The 21,234-nt window shown below is 41.4% G+C and carries 20 protein-coding genes; 9 read left to right on the top strand and 11 right to left on the bottom strand.

The genetic code is table 11. The annotated features are described in order from the left end of the window. Window positions 1-354: 354 nt before the first annotated feature. The 6 genes from ACU0NF_RS10375 to ACU0NF_RS10350 all read right to left on the bottom strand — a co-directional run bounded on the left by ACU0NF_RS10375 (window position 355) and on the right by ACU0NF_RS10350 (window position 7,478). Window positions 355-1,203, bottom strand: a complete 849-nt coding sequence (locus ACU0NF_RS10375) for a class II glutamine amidotransferase (protein WP_445661072.1) — start codon at window positions 1,201-1,203, stop codon at window positions 355-357. A gap of 208 nt (window positions 1,204-1,411) precedes the next feature. Further along, window positions 1,412-2,311 carry an acetylglutamate kinase gene (gene argB, locus ACU0NF_RS10370; protein WP_445661071.1) on the bottom strand — a complete coding sequence of 300 codons (900 nt, stop codon included), beginning with the start codon at window positions 2,309-2,311 and terminating at the stop codon, window positions 1,412-1,414. 10 nt (window positions 2,312-2,321) lie between these two features. Further along, window positions 2,322-3,746, bottom strand: a complete 1,425-nt coding sequence (locus ACU0NF_RS10365; protein WP_445661070.1) for a phosphomannomutase/phosphoglucomutase — start codon at window positions 3,744-3,746, stop codon at window positions 2,322-2,324. Window positions 3,747-4,191: 445 nt separating this feature from the next. After that, the gene (gene dut / locus ACU0NF_RS10360) at window positions 4,192-4,644 is read right to left on the bottom strand and encodes a dUTP diphosphatase (protein ID WP_131268940.1); all 453 of its coding nucleotides are present in this window, start codon (window positions 4,642-4,644) and stop codon (window positions 4,192-4,194) included. Window positions 4,645-4,679: 35 nt separating this feature from the next. Next, window positions 4,680-6,719: a UvrD-helicase domain-containing protein gene (locus ACU0NF_RS10355; RefSeq protein WP_445661069.1), complete on the bottom strand. Its 2,040-nt coding sequence runs from the start codon at window positions 6,717-6,719 to the stop codon at window positions 4,680-4,682. A 126-nt stretch (window positions 6,720-6,845) separates the two neighbouring features. After that, entirely contained in the window at window positions 6,846-7,478 is a 633-nt protein-coding gene (locus tag ACU0NF_RS10350; RefSeq protein WP_171539343.1) for an OmpA family protein, read from the bottom strand. Between the two features lie 249 nt (window positions 7,479-7,727). Between ACU0NF_RS10350 and ACU0NF_RS10345 the strand changes: the two genes are divergently transcribed. The 6 genes from ACU0NF_RS10345 to ACU0NF_RS10320 all read left to right on the top strand — a co-directional run bounded on the left by ACU0NF_RS10345 (window position 7,728) and on the right by ACU0NF_RS10320 (window position 12,286). Continuing rightward, the gene (locus ACU0NF_RS10345) at window positions 7,728-8,651 is read left to right on the top strand and encodes an acyltransferase (protein ID WP_445661068.1); all 924 of its coding nucleotides are present in this window, start codon (window positions 7,728-7,730) and stop codon (window positions 8,649-8,651) included. Between the two features lie 19 nt (window positions 8,652-8,670). After that, entirely contained in the window at window positions 8,671-9,723 is a 1,053-nt protein-coding gene (locus ACU0NF_RS10340) for a preprotein translocase subunit SecA (protein WP_445661067.1), read from the top strand. Between the two features lie 121 nt (window positions 9,724-9,844). Then, on the top strand, window positions 9,845-10,579 hold the full coding sequence (minC, locus tag ACU0NF_RS10335) for a septum site-determining protein MinC (protein WP_445661066.1): 735 nt from the start codon (window positions 9,845-9,847) through the stop codon (window positions 10,577-10,579). Between the two features lie 66 nt (window positions 10,580-10,645). Beyond that, on the top strand, window positions 10,646-11,458 hold the full coding sequence (gene minD, locus ACU0NF_RS10330) for a septum site-determining protein MinD (protein ID WP_067862937.1): 813 nt from the start codon (window positions 10,646-10,648) through the stop codon (window positions 11,456-11,458). A 3-nt stretch (window positions 11,459-11,461) separates the two neighbouring features. Then, complete coding sequence (gene minE, locus ACU0NF_RS10325) at window positions 11,462-11,734, top strand: cell division topological specificity factor MinE (RefSeq protein ID WP_004648029.1); 273 nt, start codon at window positions 11,462-11,464, stop codon at window positions 11,732-11,734. Between the two features lie 264 nt (window positions 11,735-11,998). Continuing rightward, window positions 11,999-12,286 carry a PA4642 family protein gene (locus ACU0NF_RS10320; protein ID WP_445661065.1) on the top strand — a complete coding sequence of 96 codons (288 nt, stop codon included), beginning with the start codon at window positions 11,999-12,001 and terminating at the stop codon, window positions 12,284-12,286. Window positions 12,287-12,362: 76 nt separating this feature from the next. On the opposite strand, the gene ACU0NF_RS10315 is transcribed toward ACU0NF_RS10320, so the two are convergent. After that, window positions 12,363-13,265 (bottom strand): AEC family transporter, encoded by a 903-nt coding sequence (locus ACU0NF_RS10315; protein WP_445661064.1) that lies wholly within the window; start codon window positions 13,263-13,265, stop codon window positions 12,363-12,365. Window positions 13,266-13,379: 114 nt separating this feature from the next. Then, complete coding sequence (locus ACU0NF_RS10310) at window positions 13,380-16,430, bottom strand: DNA translocase FtsK (protein WP_445661094.1); 3,051 nt, start codon at window positions 16,428-16,430, stop codon at window positions 13,380-13,382. Window positions 16,431-16,717: 287 nt separating this feature from the next. On the opposite strand from ACU0NF_RS10310, the gene trxB reads away from it, so the two are divergent. The 3 genes from trxB to ACU0NF_RS10295 all read left to right on the top strand — a co-directional run bounded on the left by trxB (window position 16,718) and on the right by ACU0NF_RS10295 (window position 19,359). Further along, window positions 16,718-17,674 carry a thioredoxin-disulfide reductase gene (gene trxB, locus ACU0NF_RS10305; protein WP_445661063.1) on the top strand — a complete coding sequence of 319 codons (957 nt, stop codon included), beginning with the start codon at window positions 16,718-16,720 and terminating at the stop codon, window positions 17,672-17,674. 118 nt (window positions 17,675-17,792) lie between these two features. Beyond that, complete coding sequence (gene aat, locus ACU0NF_RS10300; protein WP_445661062.1) at window positions 17,793-18,524, top strand: leucyl/phenylalanyl-tRNA--protein transferase; 732 nt, start codon at window positions 17,793-17,795, stop codon at window positions 18,522-18,524. A 19-nt stretch (window positions 18,525-18,543) separates the two neighbouring features. Beyond that, window positions 18,544-19,359: an arginyltransferase gene (locus tag ACU0NF_RS10295; protein WP_445661061.1), complete on the top strand. Its 816-nt coding sequence runs from the start codon at window positions 18,544-18,546 to the stop codon at window positions 19,357-19,359. A gap of 6 nt (window positions 19,360-19,365) precedes the next feature. On the opposite strand, the gene rimI is transcribed toward ACU0NF_RS10295, so the two are convergent. The 3 genes from rimI to ACU0NF_RS10280 form a co-directional block, all read right to left on the bottom strand. Beyond that, complete coding sequence (rimI, locus tag ACU0NF_RS10290; RefSeq protein ID WP_131384025.1) at window positions 19,366-19,827, bottom strand: ribosomal protein S18-alanine N-acetyltransferase; 462 nt, start codon at window positions 19,825-19,827, stop codon at window positions 19,366-19,368. 105 nt (window positions 19,828-19,932) lie between these two features. Further along, window positions 19,933-20,814, bottom strand: coding sequence for a metal-dependent hydrolase (locus ACU0NF_RS10285; RefSeq protein ID WP_445661060.1), 882 nt, complete (start codon window positions 20,812-20,814; stop codon window positions 19,933-19,935). Window positions 20,815-21,131: 317 nt separating this feature from the next. After that, window positions 21,132-21,234 (bottom strand): EF-Tu C-terminal domain-related protein (locus ACU0NF_RS10280; RefSeq protein WP_017284604.1); only part of this gene is annotated, 103 nt, incomplete at its 5' end.

The raw sequence follows: 21,234 nt of genomic DNA, 5'->3' as shown, positions 1-21,234 counted from the left end.
AGGTGATTAATAAGAATAAAAATATTACTTTAAACCTCATTAAATGATTAAAAATAAAATACTTAAATTAAATTTTCAGATAAAAGTATGAGTAAAAAATAAGCTAATTTATAGAAATATAATTTAATTCAGACGACTAAATATATTTTTTATTAAGAATAAAACGATTAATTTGTTAGCATGACCCAAAATATAAAATAAAAGATTTTATTATCATATGAGTTAAAGAAATTAATATTTTTAAAATATTACAATCATAAAAAAACCTATAAAGACACTTGATGCCACACCTTTATAGATTTACCTCTATTTAACTTTTATGGACTAATCTTTTATGGATCAGTCTTTTATGGATCAATATTGATCTGCTCGGGTTATTCTTTTTAATTCCGGATTTAATCTTTCACGCTCAAGACGTTCGATCTGGGTCAGTTGCTTTCGAATTGGACGTCCATCCTGAAATAAAATCATCTCTCCAGGCGCAAACGCGGTCCACACTTCATTTTGCGTTAAAGGCTCTGTCGTAATCACGGCAACTCGATCTTCAGGTGTCGTCACCTGACTGAAATCAACTTCGACATCAAGATCAATCAATTGCGCCGGTTTAAATGGGTATTCCCGTACCAGCCAATGCAGTTTGGTAATAGCATAAGTAAACAGAGCCTGCCCATTGGATAAGCAAAAATTAAAGGTGCCATGTTCGGCAATTTTGGGCGAGACTTCAGCCAACAGATCAAAAATTTGATCCAGCTTCGGTTCATGATAACCAAACTTAAGCACCAGCTGATCCAGCAAGTAACAAAATGCCCGTTCACTATCAGTATTTCCCACAGGGGTAAAACGACCGGATAAGGTGGGATTAAAACCATGTAAATCGCCATTATGGGCAAAAATCCACTGCCGTCCCCAAAGTTCACGACTAAATGGATGCGAGTTTTCCAGAGTAATTTTACCTTGGGTCGCTTTACGAATATGGGCAATCACATTGCGTGATTTGATGGGATAGTTACGAACCAGTTCGGCAATCGGAGACTCAACTGCAGATTGATTATCGACAAACAGTCGGCAGGCTTTATCTTCAAAAAAAGCAATGCCAAAACCGTCACAATGGTCGGATGTAATGCCCGCGCGTTGAGAAAAACCACGAAATGAGAAAGTCACATCCGTTGGCGTAGCACAATTCATTCCGAGCAACTGGCACATAGTCTTGATCAAACAGCAAATACAGGATTTTTCTATTTTGCATGACTGGGGAAAGCGTTGCAAATCTCAATTTAGCATAGCGTCCACTATTTTATGCATTAGCTCAGTAATGCCAGTCAAATACTTCATTTTATTAAAAATTCAGTTAAGCCAATCCAAACAAGGCAATAAAAAAGCCTCACAAGGAGGCTTTTTTTAAATGACTGATTTAATGCTTGGCACGGTTGGTAATTAAAGTCCCTACCCCATGATCGGTAAAGATTTCCAACAAGGTTGCATGTGGAACACGACCATCCACGATATGCGCACTCACTACACCGCCTTTCACTGCATCCAGTGCACAGCCCACTTTAGGAATCATGCCACCATAAATCACGCCGGTTTCAATCAAACGGTCGACTTCTTGAGTAGTTAAACCTGTGAGCAAGTTTTTATTTTCATCCAGAACGCCAGAAATATTGGTCAGCAGAATAAGCTTTTCTGCACCCAAGGCTTCAGCCACTTTACCAGCGACTAAATCAGCATTGATATTGTAAGTATTACCTTCGTCATCTACGCCAAGCGGTGCAATCACAGGAATGAAATCACTGTTGGTGAACATTTCCAATACGTCAGTCTTCACACCAACAACTTCACCGACCAAGCCAAGATCAATCTGTTGTACTGTGCCATCTTCAGCGGTCTTTTCCATCAACAGCTTTTGTGCACGCAGCAAATTGCCATCCTTACCGGTTAAACCAATGGCACGACCGCCATGCTGGTTAATGAGGTTAACGATAGATTTGTTCACGCTGCCGCCCAAAACCATTTCAACCACTTCCATGGTTGCAGGATCAGTTACACGCATGCCATCAATACGGTCAGATTCACGGCCGAGTTGCTTCAGGAATGAGTCTACTTGAGGACCGCCACCATGCACTACAATTGGGTTTAAACCGACAGTTTTTAACAATACAATGTCACGTGCGAACGAGCTTTCCAGCTCTGGATCGGTCATTGCGTTGCCACCATATTTCACTACTAGCGTCTTACCCGCAAAATGTTGAATGTACGGCAAAGCTTCAGTCAAAATTTGTGCTTTGTCGATGCCAGTATGCTGATGTGGCATTCGCCTCTCCTTATTGAGCATCTAAAATGTCTTGTGCGATTTTAGGATATCGTTCACTTAACATGGAAACAAATGTGTGTCGAATCGCGTTTAATCTTACAGGATTGTCTGCATCAAAGCGCACTGTAAAGTATTCACCGGTATTCGATGCTCGAATAATGCCAAATCCATCTTTAAAATCAAGTCGTACCCCATCAATTTTACTTAATTGTGCGCCTAAATCATGACTTTTAATTTCAACATCATGTAATACCGCTATCGGTTCTTCACTATGAGTACTAATGTAAAGATCTTCAGTACAACTGCGCTCAGGATAAGCCAGCAATGCTTTGGATAGGGTTAAACCCGGTTTTTGATCCAAATATTCGAGTACACGCAAGGCCGCATACAAACCATCATCATAGCCAAAACCACGCCCGTCATTAAACACATAATGACCTGCGTATTCTCCGCCAAAGACTGCTTTTCCTTTAGACTGCAACATATACGTGCGCAAAAAAGAACTGCCTGTACGAATCATTTTCGCCTGTCCACCCAGGTGATGAACTGTATTTCTCACCATGGTCGAACATTTTACATCGTAAACCACTTCATGCCCGGGATGCGTTTTCAAGCACATCTCAGAAAATAAGGCCAGTAATCGATCTGCTGAAATAGTCGTGCCATTTTCATCAATTAATACCAGTCGATCACCATCGCCATCCAGTGCAATCCCCATATCGGCTTGCTGTTCAAGGACAGTTTTTCGTAATTCAACAAGATGTTTTTCTTGTGAAGGATCGGGTGCATGATCGGGAAAATTGCCATTCGCCTCACAGCGAATAGTTGTGATCTCACAGCCTAACTTTTTTAACACCAATGCAGCACAGCGCCCTGCCGAACCATTTAAACCATCGAGAACCACTTTGAAAGGACGCTTTAACTGGATATCTTTTAAAAGTGCTTGCTGATATTCGAGACAATATTCAACGACAACCTCATGCTGAACGGGTTTGATCACGACTTTTTCTGATGGATCAAAAGTGCTACTTGCACTTATACCAACTTGTTGAATCATGTCTGGACAAGGAGGCTCGCCCTGAACAATCCATTTAATTCCATTATCGGTTTTTGGATTATGACTTGCCGTGAGCATGATCCCGTTACCATCAAACTGACGGGCAATAAAATATAATAATGGGGTTGAACAGCAACCGATAATGGCCGCACTCACGCCTTTCTCTTCACATACCTGTCTAATAATTTCTGCATATTCTGGACTGGTTAAACGTGCATCATAACCAATGGCAAGTTGAGTCTGTCCAACCTTCTGATATTGGGCAACCAATCCATAGGCAATCGCTTTTACAATTTCAGGAGTTAAAAATGATATTTTCCCACGAATATCATAAGCACGAAAAATTTGTGCCGGGAATTTTTTATTCTTAAAATTCATGATGATTTCTTCTAGTTAAAGTAACCCATAAAGTGAAAATTTTAGGGAATGCTTGATTAGGCTAGATTTCATAAGCCGTATATCATCTTAAGGGAGAAGATGAGCATTTTAAAAGCATTTCATATTTTTAATCAATGGTAAAAAGTCTTACAAGTATTTTTTAAGAGATACAATACACAATTGAAAAACAGAGCATTTATTCCATTTAACAACCCAACTTAGCAATAAGATTTTTACCTAAAAAACAATAATTTACAAAACAAAAACAAAAAACACCCAGAGATTTAAGAATACCTTAAAATAGTGGTGCTCATTCTAATGCTGTAAATCCTTGTTTATGAATATCTTAATTAAAAAGGCAGTAAAATAAAAAATAAAACCTGACAAAAAACAGTGATTGCTGCTTCTTTATCAGGTTTTAAATTCTTTAAACTAAATCTAGAGTTTAGCCTTTGCCAGTATGGCCAAAACCGCCTGCACCACGTTCTGTAGCCACAAACTCTTCCACTTGTTCAAATTCAGCATGCACAACAGGAACAAGTACATATTGAGCCAAACGTTCACCCGGCTCTAAAGTAAATGCGGTTTGGCTACGGTTCCAGACCGATACCATCAATTCGCCCTGGTAATCTGAATCGATTAAACCGACAAGGTTGCCAAGCACAATCCCGTGTTTATGGCCTAGACCAGAACGCGGTAAAATTAGACCGGCAAAATTTGTATCTTCAATATAAATCGCCAAACCTGTTTTAACCAATACAGTTTGACCGGGTTCAATGACAGTCGCTTCTTCTACACAAGCACGTAAGTCTAAACCTGCTGAACCTGAAGTCGCATAGGTTGGCATAGGCCATTGCGTGCCTAAACGTGTATCGAGTACTTTCACTTGAACTTTCATCTGTTCTTTCCTAATTGCATGGTTTAAATGGTGGATTAACGCTTAATCAGCGCACGTAAATTTTCGAGATAATGCTGCGCCTGCAATTTTGGATCAATATTGCCGGCCAATTTTTTCTTGCGACCGAGCCAGTCCAAATCATCTTGCGGCAATTCATCGAGGAAGCGACTTGGGATCATTTGCTTCATTTGACCGCCATTTTTACGCTGCTCAGCCAAGGTAATAGTTAAACCTTGACGTGCGCGTGTGATTCCTACGTACATTAAACGGCGCTCTTCCTCAACGGTTTCTGACGCAATCGAGTTTTTATGCGGCAATAATTCTTCTTCCAGGCCAATCAAATAAACATAAGGAAATTCAAGACCTTTTGAGGCATGCAAAGTTAATAAATTGACCTTGTCAGTATCTTCTTCTTCCTTCTGCTGCTCGAGCATATCCAGCAACACCATTTTACGGATCACGCTTTCAATATTTTTCTCATCGACATCTTCAGCGCGGTTAATCAGACTTTGAATGCTGCTGTACAAGATTTCAATGTTATCGATCTTGGTTTTTTCTTGCGCAGGTGTTGCTGCTTGCTCTTTGATGTAATCGATATACCCGGCTTCAAGCATCATCTGACGAATGATCGGCACAGGCTCGTCATCTTCAAGCAGGTTACGGGTAAAGTTAGCAATAAAATCGGCAAATTCTGCCAGTTGTGTGGTGGCCTTTTTCGGCATCACCATGGTCAAGCGCTGATCACCGGCCGCGGTTAATAACGACAGATGGTTCTCTTGTGCGAACAGTCCCAGCTTTTCCAAAGTCACCGGACCAATCGCACGTTTAGGCGTATTAATAATCCGTAGGAATGCACTGTCATCTTCTGGATTAATGATGATACGCAAATAACTCATGATGTCCTTGATTTCAGCACGTCCAAAGAACGACTGACCACCCGACAATTTATACGGAATTTGCATTTGACGCAGCTGGGTTTCTAAAACCCGTGCCTGGAAATTACCGCGATATAAAATCGCATAATCTTTCCAGTTTTTTCCGTTCATCAGTTTATGCGTGATCACGTCTTTTACCACGCGTTCAGCTTCGTCATCATCATTACGGCAGGTAATGACCCGAATCACGTCACCATGACCTTTATCTGACCAGAGCTTTTTATCAAAAATATGCGGATTGTTACCAATCACGGTATTAGCCGCTTTCAAAATACGACTGGTCGAACGATAATTCTGCTCGAGTTTAATCACTTTTAAATTCGGAAAATCTTCTTTCAACAAGGCCATATTTTCCGGCTTTGCACCACGCCATGCATAAATCGACTGGTCATCATCACCCACTGCGGTGAATTGTCCCATCACCCCGACCAGCAGTTTCACCAAAATATACTGCGCAGTATTGGTATCCTGATATTCATCGACCAATAGATAACGGACACGGTTCTGCCATTTATCGCGGACTTCGGCATTTTCCTGTAATAAACGGGTTGGCATCACGATCAAGTCATCGAAATCCACGGCGTTATAGGCACGCAAGTTGCGCTCATACAACTGATACAAATGCGCAAACTGCACGTCTTCTGCGGTTTCACAGGTGGTATGTGCTTGCTCGGGTGGAATCAGGTCATTTTTCCAGTCCGAAATCATTTTCATGGCTTTGGCAATCAGCTCTTTACTTTCTGCACCGGACAAATTATCACGATGCATTAAGTCCATCAGAATGCGCTTACAATCATCGGCATCTAAAATTGAAAAATTATTTTTTAATGGGGTATGTTTGATTTCTAAACGAAGTAAATTCAAACCAAAGGTATGGAAAGTTGAAACAGAAAGGCCTTTGGCCTCTTCACGAGATAATAGTTTTCCGACACGCTCTTTCATTTCACGTGCAGCTTTATTGGTAAAGGTCATGGCCGTAATACGATGTGCAGGAATCCCGCAGTTCTGCACCAAATGTGCGACTTTTCGCGTAATAACGGACGTTTTACCTGAACCTGCCCCTGCAAGTACTAACAAGGGTCCTTGAGTGTATTTCATGGCTTCAAGTTGCTTGTCATTGAGTTGACTTGCCGACGACATAGTATTTCCTCATTTTGATTCGAGCTAGATTATAGTCGCCAAAGCCAAACTTGCATAACCTAAAATACAGATTTGACATTCATAAAAAAACCACCCGAAGGTGGCTTTTTTATGACAAAACTAAACTTATTTAGTTTCGTAAACAGAAATTTCTACACGACGGTTTTGTTCACGACCCGCAGCTGTTGAATTGTCAGCAATTGGAGAAGTTGAACCATAACCTTTCGATGTCATACGCGAGCTTGAAATACCTTGTGAAGCCAAGTAGTTTTTCACAGAGTTCGCACGGTTTTGAGACAATGGGTTATTGATTGCATCAGTACCGGTATTGTCGGTGTGACCATGAATAACCAAGGCTAATTTGCTTGCAGTACCATCTTCACGAAGAACTTTAGCAACGTCATTTAACGCTGATTGGAACTGTGATTGAATAGTAGAAGAATTGGTCGCAAATGTTACGCTTGGCATAACAAGATTAATTGAACCATCTGCATTACGGCCTACATCTACACCAGTACCTGCCAATTCTTGACGAAGACGTTTTTCTTTCTTATCAAGAAGTAGACCTGCACCACCGCCAACAACCGCGCCAATTGCTGCAGCTTGACCCATTTTATCTTTGTCAGCGTTAGAGTATGCAATACCAGCACCCAATAAAGCACCTAGACCGGTACCAATTGCGGCTTTGTCATATTCCATATTTTGACAGCCCGAAAGTGCCAAAGCCCCAACTACAGCTGTAATTACTAGTGCACGCATCGCATGCCTCCTTCTTGTGTTTTGTTGTATAGTGGAATGATGGATTAAAAAAAATGGGCATACCATTGATTTTTTGTAAATAATTAAAGCTTTAGTTACATTTTGTAATACTTAATGCTGATGAGCAAGCTATCTTGGACACAATTTCTACATAGTTGCATGAATAGACTTTTTTATTTCAAATTCTACAATTATATTAAATGCTGAAAAAAAACATTAGACGACTTCATCTTAGGACTGTTCTTAACTATGTCATCGCAAATCAAGAAGCAACCTATATTAAAAAAATTATCTCGCGGACTAACTGTAGGCTCGGTCATTACCGGAAGTACTTTTTTTCATGGTCCACCCGTTCTGGCATTGGGGTTGACCAAACTAGTCAAAAAATCACGTAAAATTGATGAAACGAATATTCAGATTACCAACAGTTGGCTCAGTGTCAATAATTGGCTGATTGATCATGTGTTACCCCATTTAAAATGGGATATCAGTATTGATGACGATTTAGACTTGAGCATGCAGGGTCGTTACCTGATGACCTGTAATCATCAAAGCTGGGTCGATACCACTGTAAATCAATATTTTGGCTTGACCCGTATGCCCCTGACCCGTTTCTTTACCAAATGGGAACTGATCTTTATTCCATTCGTTGGACAAGCCTTTAAAATTTTAGGCTTTCCCATGATGAAACGTCATAGCAAGGAACAGATTGCTAAAAATCCAGAGCTTAAAAAACGTGATATGGAAGAATCACGCAAAGCCTGTGAACAGTTATTAAGCCAGCCTTTTACCTTGCTAAACTATTTGGAAGGTACGCGCTTCACCCCAGAGAAACATGCAGCACAGCAATCACCGTATAAAAATCTGCTCAAACCTAAAGCGGGTGGTTTAGCTTTGGCCCTGAATATTTTAGGGGATAAAATTGATGCCTTGGTAGATATGACCATCGTTTATCCGGATGGCGCGCCGGGTTATGGTGATTTTTGGTTGGGTGATGTTAATCGTATTGCGGTCAATCTGCGTAAAATAGAGATTCCAAGTTGGGTACTCGGCGGTAATTATGAAGATGATGCTGAATATCGTGAACATTTTCAGCAATGGGTTCATGAATTATGGACTGAGAAAGACCAACTGATTGAGCGCATGAAACAAGACTTGGCTGCAAAAGCATAAATAACCTTTAAGGAAGACAATGAAGCAAGATGACACAATAGCCAAGCCCACCTTTCATTTCGTGAAGAAAGACTCTTGGGGTTGGAAAGTTGCACTGGGCTATGACATTTTTATGATGGTTCTGATCATCATTAACCTGTTGTGCTTAAGTGCCAATGCCATCCTGATGAGTGATTTTGGTGGCTGGTTATTTGGCTTCATTCATCTTCCTGAACTGTTGCAGTTTTATCGGACAGAATTACGTCCTTGGGTGATTATTACAGAAAGCTGGTTTACCAGTTTTTTAGTGATTGAACTGCTGATCCGCTGGGGAATTGCCATCCTCGGACAACATCATAAACGCTGGTTTTTCTTTCCTTTTATTCATTGGTATGAAATTCTGTCGATTATTCCGCAACTGCGTTTTTTGCGTTTATTACGTGCCGGTTCAATCGCCTACAACCTGCATGAACATGGCTATAAAGTGATTCCGGACAGCTGGTATAAGCGCGCCAAATTTTATTATCATCTGGTGCTCGAAGAACTCACCAGCCGTATTGTGATTACCGTTTTAGACAGTATCAAGCACGAACTTTCCACCAGTACCACGCATAAAAAACTGATTGAAGATTTAGTTGCGCATCACCGTGAAATGTTTGCCACTGCCCTGGCCGATATATTGCAAGAATCTTTGGGCAAAGAGTTGCAGGCACAAAGAGTCACCATTGCAAAAAATGTGGGAAGTATTGTCAATCAAGCGATTGAAGATACGCCCGAACTCACTCAATTATTACGTTTAATTCCGATTGTCGGTGGACGTATCGAACAACAGATCCAAAGTATTGGGCAACGTTTGGGTGAAAATATTACCCAAGGTCTGATTGAACCGTTCGCTCAGAGTAATAAAAATAAAGAAAATCTGGCTTATTTAGAAATTTCAAATAAAATCAGTCAAATACAATTTGAAAATAATAGCCATGTTGAAAAACTGGTGGAGTCTGCGGTTTTTGAAAGCCTAGAAGCGATTCGCCAACAGGTCAAAGTAAAACAATGGCAACAAATGCTGGAACAACATGATCAAGTTAAAGAATGATCATCAGATAAAAATATTTAAAACGTCGCTAGAGAAATCATTCAATTTGTTCTAGGATTTGCTCTATTTACAACATCACTTCGACATAAAATGAATGAGTCAGAAGTATTAAGGAATAATTATGGCTGATATACGGATAAAAGGCAGAATGGTCAATGCGATTCGCATTAGCTTAGACACCAATGATCATGATGCAATCCGCCAGCAACTCGCGCCAATGCTCCAAAAAGCATTTCCACCGGGTACATTAGTTGTGATTGAAAGTTCAGTTGAACAAGAACTTATTGCCTTAATTCAATTATTGATCAGCCTAGAAGTACAACCTATGGCTGTGACTGAGGGTCTACTTGCGGATCAGGCTCGCGCAATTCAATTCCCGGTGATTCCTGCAGACCGTCCAATGCAGCAAGTCAAACCGACAAAAGAACAGGTTGTTGAAAGCAAACTTGCCCCTGCAAAAGAACAAGCCGCCCCTGCAGCAGAAACGGTAGCGGAAGACATTCCAGCACCAGTGATTCATCATGTGACTTCTTATCACGATGAAATTTTGCGCACCGGTCAATGCCTGGTACAAAATCATGGCGATATTATTCTCAATGCCGGAATTAACAGTGGTTCTGAAGTCATTGCTTCAGGAAATATACATATTTATGGTAGCGCGCGTGGTAGAGTCATCGCCGGCGTAGGCGGGAACGGTGCAGCACGTATTTTCTGCCATTCCCTAGAAGCAGAACTGGTCTCGATTGCAGGTACATATTGTGTAGCAGATGACATCCCACAGCATGTCCTCAAAAAAGCTGTACATATTTACTTGAATGATCAACAAGAACTTGTCTTTGAAGTTCTCGAATTTTAATGTATAAATAAACACCAAAAGCCCCATATCTAAAAGGGGATTTGAACCATAACAGGAGTGGATTCGGTGGCGAAAATTGTTGTCGTAACATCAGGCAAAGGTGGCGTAGGTAAAACTACGACTAGTGCATCTTTTGCAACAGGTTTAGCCCTTCGCGGTCACAAAACTGTTGTGATCGATTTTGACGTGGGTTTACGTAACCTAGATTTAATCATGGGCTGTGAACGTCGCGTTGTTTATGATTTTGTGAATGTATTAAATAACGAAGCTCGACTTCAACAAGCGCTTATTCGCGATAAAGATATTGAAAACCTATATATCCTTCCTGCATCACAAACCCGTGATAAAGACGCCTTGACCGATGAAGGCGTAGCACGTGTAATGGATGAACTTTCGCAAGAATTCGATTACATTATCTGTGATTCGCCTGCGGGAATCGAGCGCGGTGCAATTATGGCAATGTACCATGCTGATGAAGCGATTATTGTGACCAATCCTGAAATTTCTTCAGTACGTGACTCTGACCGTATTATTGGCATGCTTGACAGCAAAACCAAAAAAGTAGAACAAAACGAAGGTCGTATCCGTAAACATCTGTGTATTACACGATTCAATCCAGAACGTGCTGATAAACAGGAAATGTTAACGATTGACGACATTTCTAAAGATATTTTACGTGTACCTACACTCGGTGTAATTCCAGAGTGTCCAAGTGTTTTACAAGCATCAAACGAAGGGAAGCCGGTAATTCTCTTTACTGAAGATGCAGCAGGTCAGGCTTATGATGACCTTGTAGCACGCTTCTTGGGTGAAGAACGTCCTTACCGTCATATCTCGGTAAAACCTAAAGGTTGGTTAGCACGATTATTTGGAGCTTAACAAATGGCAGGATTCTGGAGTAAATTATTCAGCAACGATGATAAACCTTCAAGCGCACAAACTGCTAAAGACCGCTTAAAAGTAATTGTTGCCTCTGAGCAAGGTTTAGGTAAACGCTTAAGCCAAGACAAAATTGACCAAATGAAAAAAGAAATCATGCAGGTGGTCAACCGTTATGTTCGTGGTGTGGATGAGCAGCATATTCAAATGTCGGTTCGTTCTGAAGCAAACATTGAAATGTTAGAAATGAATATCAATTTGCCTGAAGAGCGATAATCTGAATTCTGATTAGTCAAGCAAATTGAATCAAGGCAAAATATGAGACTGGATCAGCAAAGCACTGCTTTGCCCAGTCGCAAGATGAGAAGCTATGCTTTGAGTTGGCTGGATCAGCAAACTTAAAGCGCTGCTTTAAGGCTTTGCCCAGCCGCAAGATGAGAAGCAGTGCTTTGAGTTGGCGGGGTCAAGCAAAGCACTGCTTTCGCTTGTCCTTCATATTTTGCCTTTTTTTATTTTATCCAGTATACCAAGGAGTTTGCGATGGCATTATCTCAGCCAGCAACGTTCAATGAAGAATGGTCAGACGAGCGTGTATTTGCCTATTTAACACAGCTTCCTCCTGCAGGCGTGAATGCCGATTTTCACGTGCTTTATCATGCATTCAAACATATGCGTCCAAATGACTATGAACGCTTGTTGACACAATTCGTTGCCGGTGGTCGTGATGTCAATGCAACCAATCCTGAAGGCCAACGCATTCATGATGTGATTGCTGAATATCCTCGTCAAAGCGAAGGGTTCTTGGAAGTTTTGGCTAAGTTTGCTTAATCGAGTTTCTATAAAAAAGCCTGCCCGTTTAAATAAAACGGGCAGGCTTTTTTTATGCTGAGGCTAAACAATCACATTAAGACAGCAGCAACATCAGTACAGGAAAAGTCACTGCAAAGCATAGTGTTTGCAAGCTAATTATCCCTGCCATGAGTTGGCTATCACCATTAAAATAACGCGTTAAAATATAGGATGCCGATGCCGTAGGTAAGGCAAAGAACACGACTAAAACAATCGTTTCAAACTGATTCAAATTCAGCGCATAACAAATCAGATAAGCCAAACCTGGCACCACAATTAAACGCCCCACAGTATTCAACAATAATCGTGAATAGTCATGTTTCAGGTCTGCAAACTGCAAAGCCGCCCCGACGCAAATCAATCCCAATGGCAGACTCATACTGGCTAAAATTTTAAACAGTTGTTCCAAACCGGAAAATAACGAGAGCTGTAGCAGATTAAAAATGATTCCAACCAGACAGCCCAAGATCAAGGGATTTTTGATCAGAGAAAATAGAATCTGAGCCGGTTTTAAACCCTGCCCTTGTGAAAAAGCCAGTACTGAAATTACATTTACCAAAGGAATCGCCAGTGCAATCATCATGGCAAACATTTGCATGCCCTGAGCGCCAAACAGCAAAGACATAATGGATAAACCAATATAGGTATTGAAACGAATCTGGCTTTGCACATATACGCCAAAACGCGCGATCGGAATATGAAAAAATGCCTTTGCCACCCACAACGTGAGCGCAGTAATTATGATGATGATAAACAGGGCCAATAACACCTGAGTAATCGTTGCGAGTTCCAGTTTTATATAAGCGAGATTATTAAAAAGTAATACCGGAAATAAAATCAAATAATTCAGTTTTTCAGCGCCACGCCAAAATTCATCTGTTAGAAACTGTGTCCGTTTAAATATATAACCCATGGCAATTAACATAATTAATGGAAACAACGCCATCACAACATTCATTCTCTACCCTTCATCCCTAAATTATATTTCCGCTCTATGACGTGAATAATCTTGATCATTTTTAATGTCCAGAAAAAGGCCTGCTTATGCAGGCCTTGAACTCAGTATGGAAATTTAGACCAAAATGTCACGTTTACCGTTGGCACCCATGCCACTGACAATCCCGTTTTCTTCCATTTGGTCAATGATACGTGCTGCACGGTTATAACCGAGACTAAACTTACGCTGTAACGACGAGGTGGAAGCCTTACGTGTTTCCAGAACAAAGGACACACATTGGTCATACAGGGCATCACGATCCGAGGCCCCATCCCCATCTTCAAAACCACGCGAAGTGGGTTCTTCATCATAAGGCGTTAGAATTTCATCGACATAATTTGGAGCAGCACGTTCACGCCATGCATCACAAATATTGTTCACTTCATCATCGGAAATAAAAGCACCATGCACACGTTCCGGCTCAATTTTACCTGGCCCAAGGAACAGCATGTCACCATGACCCAACAGGTCTTCTGCGCCACCGGCATCCAAAATGGTACGCGAGTCAATTTTACTGTTTACACGTAAAGCCACGCGGGTTGGAATATTGGCTTTGATCAAACCGGTAATCACGTCAACCGATGGACGTTGTGTCGCAAGCAGTAAATGAATACCCGCAGCACGTGATTTTTGTGCCAAACGGGTAATCATTTCTTCAGCTTTTTTACCCACCTGCATAATCATGTCGGCAAATTCGTCGGCAACGATCACAATGGATGGTAATGGCGTTAAACGTGGCGCCCGCTCGCCTACAACCGAGTCACTCGCTTTCCATGTTGGATCAATCAGGTCTTCACCATTGGCAATTGCTTCATCGACCTTGCGGTTATAGTCACTTAATTTACGGATTTTCAAATAAGACATCAGCTTATAGCGACGTTCCATTTCATTAACACACCAGTTCAATGCATTCACTGCATCTTTCATGTCAGTCACAACTGGCGTAAGCAGATGTGGAATATCGTTATAGTTGGCAAGCTCCAGCTGTTTCGGGTCAATCAGGATTAAACGCAATTGATCCGGTGTATATTTCAACAGCATCGATAAAATCATCGAGTTCACTGCCACCGATTTACCTGAACCAGTTGTCCCTGCGACCAGCATATGTGGCGCTTTACCCAAATCGGCAATGACTGGATTACCTGAAATATCTTTACCCATCGCCATCGAAAGAATGCTGTTTGGATCGGTAAAGGCAGGAATGGTCAACAACTCGATCAGACGTACCATTTCACGTGTGCTATTCGGTACTTCAATGCCGATATAAGGTTTACCTGGAATGACTTCGACCACACGCACCGATGCCATCGACATGGAACGCGCCAAGTCACGTGAAATATTGGTCACTTTAGACGCTTTCACACCCGGTGCCAAATCCAATTCAAAACGCGTCACCACCGGCCCCGGCTGTGCCTCAACCACTTTTGCTTTGACATTAAACTCTTGCAGTTTAATTTCAAGTAGCTCAGATAAACGCGCTAACTGTTCAGCAGTAAAATTGACTTTTTTATTCGGATCGACTTTATCCAGTAAATCCAGTCCCGGTAGCGGGGACAAATCTTTTCGGCGTGCCGCTACCTGCATTGCAAGGGACATCGGACGACCTGAGGCATCGGTTAACGGAGCATCAAAATCAAACTCGTCTTCTTCGACAGGTTTGCCTGCAGTTTCCTGCCAAACTTCACGAAACACATCTTTATTTGATGAAATTAAAGCTTTTTCATCTTCTGAAATGATCGGTTGCTGAATCTGGGTTTTTATTGCGCCACTAACAAATGCGGATGATTGTGCATAGCTGCTGGTTGTACGCACGGGAGCAGGCTCTTCAACCTCATCAATTAACAAGTCATCCACCAGCAAATCATCGAGTCCATCAAACTCGTCATTTAAAGCCGAATTCTTAGGTGTCTTATGTATTGAAGGTGAAGCTATCACTGGAGATGAGGTGATTACAATTTTTTCTTCAACAGCTGATGGTGCTTGTTCAGTTTCTACATGATTAAACGGTGTATGCACATCTGTCGCTGTTTTGCCATTTGGAACTGCGGCAAGCAGTTCATCAAAGATTTCGTCATCATCCCAATCCAGATTTTGTTTAGATGTCTGGGGTGTCGTTACTACAGGTTGCTCATCAACAAAGGCTTTAAAATGCTCATGCGGAGTATGCAGTTCAGATTCTTCAGCTGCCTTTAATAAAGCGTCAATATCTTGTTTATGTTTTTGGTTTTCATCTGAGTTTAATGCACGCCAAACTTCGCCCGTCGCAACGACTCGTCGTGTATTTTCTTCCAGACGATGGGCTTTTTCCAGAACTTGTTCAAGTTCAGCTTCATCCTCGGCATCGATCAGCTGTTGCTGTGCATAGTGTTCTTTTTCCACCATGTCATTGAACAGGCGCTCTGCAGCCTGATCACGCACCATAGGGGATGTTTCCTGGACTTCACGATGTTCTGGAGCAGGCGTGACACTCTCTACTGCAGTTTTTTGCTTGGCAATCGCCACTGATTTTTTAACTTCAGGCGTGGTGCGGTCAAATGCAGACTCGGTTTCCGGAACATTCTTATAAAACAGATCTTGTAAATAAGCAGGTGTGGCTTTGAGCGTGACCCAGGTTTTATTCCATTTCACGCCAAATGACAGGGTAAATAAAACCACCCAAAACACCACAAGAAAAATGGTTGCACCATATATGGTTAAAATTTGCGACAAGCTTTCACCCAGTTCATAACCGATGATCCCGCCGGATGAATTGTCTAAAGTGTCGGCAGGCACTTGCCAATACAAATACAATAAACTTGCGGTCGCCAGTAAAATAAAGAACTGTGCAGAATACCGAAAAGGTTTATTCAAAAAGCTATACGGCCACCAGACCTGAATCGCCTCGACGAATAAAAAGATCGGAATCAGTAAACTTGCCCAGCCCAAGAAACCGAACAGTAAATCTGCGATCCAGGCACCTGCCACACCGCTGGCATTCGACACCTGCTGTGTATCACTGGAAATATGCATCCAGCCTGGATCAAAAGGCGTATAAGTCACTGTTGCAAGGAATAAATAAATTCCAAAAGAGACCAAAAATAATGTCATTATTAAGCGCTGTGCATAAGCACTCGACACCGCAGTCATATACTGTCCTGTAACCAATTTTTCATTCATGTTTTTTGTAAGAAACTAAGACAAAATAGTTTCGCAATTAAACTCGATATTATGCACCTGTTCCAAGGAAAAAGATGCAATATTATGTAGAGGCTGTTGATACACATCCTATGAATTAAGTATCTAGCACAGCGTTCCTGTTGTATATAGCTCAAATCGATTTCAATGATCAATAATATCGACATCGAACGCACACAACTGTTATCGAGTTTCACGTATAATTTCACAAATTTCTAAATAAAAAAAGGATGCCGCGAATGAGCGCTCGTCACTCACGTTTGATTATTCTAGGTTCAGGCCCTGCTGGTTATAGCGCAGCTGTATATGCTGCACGTGCCAACTTGAAGCCAACGCTAATTGCAGGCTTACAATTGGGTGGTCAATTGACTACGACCACTGAAGTCGACAACTGGCCGGGTGACCCTGAAGGTCTAACAGGTCCTGCACTCATGGAACGTATGCAAGCGCATGCCGAACGCTTTGGTACGGACATTGTCTATGACCATATCAATGAAGTTGATTTAAGCGTTCGTCCATTCGTTTTAAAAGGCGACATGGAAGAGTTCACTTGTGATGCTCTGATTATTGCAACGGGTGCTACAGCGCAATATTTAGGCCTTGAGTCTGAAGCTGCATTTATGGGTAAAGGTGTAAGTGCCTGTGCGACCTGTGACGGTTTCTTTTACAAAAACCAGAAAGTGATGGTTGTGGGTGGTGGTAATACTGCGGTTGAAGAAGCGCTTTATCTTTCAAACATTGCTTCACACGTGACCTTGGTTCACCGTCGTGACTCTTTGCGTTCAGAAAAAATTCTTCAAGATCATCTTTTTGAAAAAGAGAAAGAAGGCAAAATCAGCATCATCTGGAATCATCAGGTGGATGAAGTCCTCGGTGACAGCAAGTCAGGTGTCACTGCAGTTCGTCTGCAATCAACCCAAGATGGCTCTAAACAAGATGTAGAAGTCACCGGCTTATTTGTTGCCATTGGCCACAAACCGAATAGCAGCATGTTTGAAGGTCAGTTGAACCTGCGTGATGGCTATATTCAGGTTCAAAGTGGCACTGCCGGCAATGCAACTGCGGCATCTATTCCGGGTGTATTTGCTGCGGGTGATATCGCAGACAGCGTTTACCGCCAAGCGATTACCTCAGCAGGTTCAGGCTGTATGGCAGCTCTTGATGCTGAAAAATATCTTGATGCTTTAGGTGAATGATTCAAGTAAATTAATTCCACTAAACAAAAAAAACCGTCCTTCTTTGGGCGGTTTTTTTTGTATGATAAAAATCATAAATGCTTATTGCACGTTACTGTTCTCGTTCAGGCCAAATCCCATGCATCCATTAGCACCCTCAGAATTCATTTTCCCCGATCCCATCGAAGCTGATCCCGATGATCAAGGACTTATTTGCATAGGTGCCGACCTCTCCCCTGCTACGCTTTTTGAAGCTTATACCCATGGTCTGTTTCCATGGTTTAGCGAGGGTGAACCGATTTGCTGGTGGAGCCCTGAACCACGTTGCATTATTCGCCCCAACGATTACCATCCGAGTAAATCTTTAGTCCGCAACATGAAAAAGTTTGATTATAAAATCACGATTAATCATGCTTTTGAACAGGTGATTCGCTCCTGCTCCCTACCTCGGAGTTATGCAGAAGATACCTGGATTTCTGAAGATATTATTGATGGATATTGCCAGCTATTTGATGCCGGTTATGGCTATAGCATTGAAGTTTGGGATGAAGGCAAAATTGTCGGTGGTCTGTATGGCGTGACCATTGGGCATGGCTGTTTTGGTGAGTCGATGTTTAGCACCCAAACTGATGTTTCAAAAATGGCTTTTTATACATTAATGCTGCTGGGTCAGGAAAATCATCTGCCCTGGATTGACTGCCAACTGGTCAATGATCATCTTTTAAGCCTGGGTGCTTGTACAATTTCTCGCCAAGCGTATCTTAATTCGTTACAAGATGTTGTTAAAAAGCCATCTATAGATTGGAAAAAATATCAAGAGGGTGTATTTTCAAGTAAAACAATAGCGCAACACGCGCGATTAATTGAATGAAAATAACAGAGGGATTGCCATGAATTCGTATCACCCAAAATCCCTATTGAATGATTTACAGTATTATATTACGCCACCGCATAGCTGCAGCTACCTGGAAAATAAATCAGCGCGGATGGTCTTTTTAGATCCTGCACATCGAATTGATGTGGTCAGTCTATCTGAACTTTCCCGTTTGGGATTTCGCCGTAGTGGCGATTTTGTCTATCGTCCAGAATGTCACTTATGCCGCCAATGCCTGTCCAGTCGTGTTCCTGTCACTGAATTTCACATGAACAGTACGCAGAAAAAGGCATGGAAACGCAATCAAGACCTGACGGTTAAAATCACGCGCACTGCGGATGCATCTGAAATTCACTATGCTTTGTATGAACGCTATATTAATGAACGTCATGCCGATGGCGATATGTTCCCACCCAGCTTAGATCAATTCGAAAAATTTTTAGTGCATAGCTGCACGGACAGTTTTTTCCTAGAATTCTGGAAAGACGACAAGCTGATTAGTGTTTCGAGTTGTGATCCCTTAGATGATGGGGTTTCTGCGGTCTATACGTTTTTTGATCCTGATGAAAATCGACGTTCACTCGGCGTATTTGCAGTACTTAAACAAATTGAACATGCCAAAGCTTTAGGCTTGCCCTATGTTTATTTGGGCTACTGGGTGCCACACTCCAGTAAAATGAACTATAAATCTCAATATGTGCCTTTAGAGCTATTGATTGATGGGCAATGGCGACGTTTAAACCGCTTGCTCAATGCAGAAGAAATTCAACAATTGGGAAACTCCCTGATGACCACCTTGCCCTCTGGATGGAATAACCCAATTATCAAATAACATTATTTATGATTTAAAAAGTTGGGAAAAATCATCACTACATGATTTCACCATAATAATGGCATGCTCGCGAGAGCCGTCTGGTTTTGGATAATAGTTTTTACGTAAATCAATTTGATGAAAACCGGCTTTTTCATACAGTGCGATCGCTGCCTGATTACTTTCCCGCACTTCCAGAAAAATTTGCAGCGGATTATTTTTCAACTGCGCAATTGAAGCTTCAAGTAATTGAAAGCCTAACCCTTTGCCTTGCTGACTCGGATGAATAGCCATCAGTAATAAATTGGCTTCATCCAGCACTGGTTGCAGGATACAAAAACCGACCACCTGCCCCTGCTGCTCAATCACGGTACAAATATAAGAATCCATTGATTCTTCAAACTGTTTTGCGGTCCACGGATGGCTTTGTACCAATTGCTCAATTTGTGTAATGCGGCTGACATCCGCTTTTTGCATTAAACGAATCATCTTCGTTCATCTTTTAAATAACAGGAGCTTGGCATTATAGGAACTTTAGATAAAAAATCGAGTAAAAAAAAGGGCAATATCAATTGCCCCAAGCATTAACACGTCTTAAAAACCTAATTTAGCTTTCCAGGTCGTCAATAAACCAACGGTATCCAAATCGTTCGGATGAAAACCGGGTTTAAAATAAGCCAACATTTCCTTGCCCATACCCGTAATAATGCCTTTCGATGGACTATAGGCATAAGCATAAATTTCTTTTAAAGACTCTAGATTTAACTGTTTGTCCTCTTTGAGCAAACGTGCAAGAAAATAAGATTGGGTAATAAACAGGATCACCATTGCCATGGTTAAAGAACCAGTTCGCAAAGCATAAGCTTTATAACCCCGACCAAATACACCTTCAAAAACATCATAAGCTACCGCTTTATGTTCATTTTCTTCAATCGCATGCCATGCCCACATGGTTGCCATCGTCTGGTCAGTCATGAGTGCCTGAATATGCGGATTCCGTAGTAATTCTGAAGCGATGGTCGCAGTGAAATGTTCAAGTGCAGTTGTTGCAGTCAAATCGACCATTTCTTGGGTAATGCCGACGGGCTTAGCTACTTTTGCCATAAACTTACGTGTGGTTTGAATGACTTTATCGGTATAACGATCCAGTGTATCGACATCATGTCCATATTTTTGCGCAGACGCATTAAAACCGACATGCTCATGCGTATGCATGGCTTCTTGACCAATAAATGCAGAGATCTCTTTTTGCAAAGCTTCATTGTCTTTAATGTCTGGATGTTGACGCACGGCACGTACGCTATCAATAAAGAATTTTTCACCGGCTGGGAACAAGGCAGATAATGCAGTCATAAAATGAGTTAGACCTGCAGAACCATTCATCCAATATTCAGGCACGTGATCAAAATCAAAATTCATACGTCGTACCGGAAAGCTTGCACCCGCACGGTTAGTAATATTGACCTTTGCATTCATGACGCTTACTCCTATTTAGCAAAATGATTTTGCTTAATACACTTATGTTTGTTTTTCTTCATTCTTATATTACGTATTTAAAAAATTGCGATAAGTGCAGATAAGGTCAGGAAAATATCAGTTAAGGACATGAGGAGGAAAAATAATGATAAGTGAAATTATTTTTTCGACGCAAGGGAATAAAGTACTACTTTATTTTGACGCAAGAGAAAAGAAAAATGATTAAAATCATCTTACGACACAAGAAATCCTCTATAAAAATCATCATGCATAAAAAAAGCGCTCCAAAGGAGCGCTCTTTTTCACACAATTAATACTTATGCAGTTACTTTAGCAACAACACCAGCACCAACTGTACGACCACCTTCACGGATCGCAAAACGTAGACCTGGGTCCATTGCGATTGGGTGGATCAATTCT

Source organism: Acinetobacter sp. F16 (assembly GCF_052712855.1).
Note: the sequence above shows the minus strand (reverse complement) of the source record. Positions and strands in the feature narration are given on the sequence as shown.